This is a genomic window from Bartonella sp. AD328YNZD (assembly GCF_042196425.1).
This window is the reverse complement of record NZ_JBHIQG010000487.1, coordinates 1-1,432: the sequence shown is the minus strand read 5'-3', so window position 1 is coordinate 1,432 and position 1,432 is coordinate 1. Positions and strand designations below refer to the sequence as shown.

Annotated in this window: 2 protein-coding genes; both read left to right on the top strand. The window is 36.1% G+C overall.

Features of this window, described 5'->3' with window-relative positions:
• Nucleotides 1-301 (top strand): hypothetical protein (locus ACFIO3_RS13085; protein ID WP_375704601.1); only part of this gene is annotated, 301 nt, incomplete at its 5' end.
• 43 nt (nucleotides 302-344) lie between these two features.
• Nucleotides 345-1,277: an abortive infection family protein gene (locus tag ACFIO3_RS13080; RefSeq protein ID WP_375608790.1), complete on the top strand. Its 933-nt coding sequence runs from the start codon at nucleotides 345-347 to the stop codon at nucleotides 1,275-1,277.
• Nucleotides 1,278-1,432: the final 155 nt, after the last annotated feature.

Here is a 1,432-nt window from a genome sequence, read left to right as displayed (position 1 = left end):
CACAAAACCTTCCGTTCAGGGATTATGCGCATTGCCTGCTTCCTTCTCTCCAATAAACAATCTGCCAATAAAGAATGCTATTGCAGTTACGATAATACAAAATTATACTTCTGTTCTCATTCTATATTTTTCGAATTATCACACATTATTCACCCCCCCTTCACTGCTTCACTGCTATAACAATGAAAGGAGAAAAAAATTAAAACACAATATGGCATTTCCCTTTCAAAAATCTTATATAAGCCACAAAATTGTTGCGCGACTTTCTATGCAAGGTCAAGCCAATAAAATCATACTCTAAAAACCACTCCACACACCACTTTTTGATATTATAAAGCCATAAAATGCAATTATCATCCCCGCAAAAAATATCTCAAAAAAACAAAATTCCTCCTGCAATCATTGGACTACTTCCTCCAATGTTTGCGTACCATTATACGCATAACGAGTTAGATGAATTGTTTATTGCATCATTTGCTCCTTCTGAAATTCCAGAAGGTACAAAAATCCAAAAAGTTAAAGTGTGGCTACGTGCAATCAATTCTCAATGCGAAGAACCACTTGAAGTCCTTGGTAACCTGCTTAGTGATTTTATGGAAAAAGAATATTATGATCCAGACCCTACCGGATTGAATTCATCGTTATACAAAAAAACTCTACAGTTAAAAGAAGATCAACGTAAAGTTTTAGAAACGTTAAAGAAAGATAGATTAGAATATCAGCGTGGAGGATATATTATCAAGAAGGAGCTGACCTCCACACAAGAATTGCAAAAAGCTGGTCTCCTCTCTACAGAAGAGCTACAAAAACGTATTACAGAGAAAGGACTTTCAGCAGTAGAAATCGAAATAAAAAGGGCATTAGAAAATATAGAAAAAGATCCAAAGGAGGCGGTTCTATTTGCAGCAAATCTATTGGAAGCTTCTTGCAAAGCTTATCTCGACCACCATTCTATCTCATATGAAGAAAACGCCCGTAATACGCTGCCCGTTTTATGGAAACAAGTCGTTAAGAAAGCTAAGATCCATCCCGAAGATATGAAGAAAGAAAACTTAAAAAATCAAGATCTAGATGAAAATGACTTAAAAATGATCGCATCCGGTCTGTATCAAATTGTAGATGGTACTATGAGTTTAAGAAACAAGAAAAGTGCAGCGCACGGCCGCTCAGAAAAGGATTTTAAACTAATCAATCTCAAACCTCACCATGCGCATTTAACTTTTAATGCCGCCCATTCTCTCTCAATGTATATCTTAGAGCTCATGGATCAGCCATAATTAAAAAACTTTAGAAAAAACATATCACAACTACCAGCATTTTCTCATGCCATTTTTAATGCCTAAAAAGCATTAAAGGGGGGCTGCTGCTACCCTACAAAACCAAATATTTCTATAGCATGACAACATGAGTAGTCACAGCACCCTATGGTTCT

Excerpts from the sequence above, each read along its gene's own strand:
- ACFIO3_RS13080 (WP_375608790.1), top strand. The coding sequence starts at position 345 with ATGCAATTATCATCCCCGCAAAAAATATCTCAAAAAAACAAAATTCCT.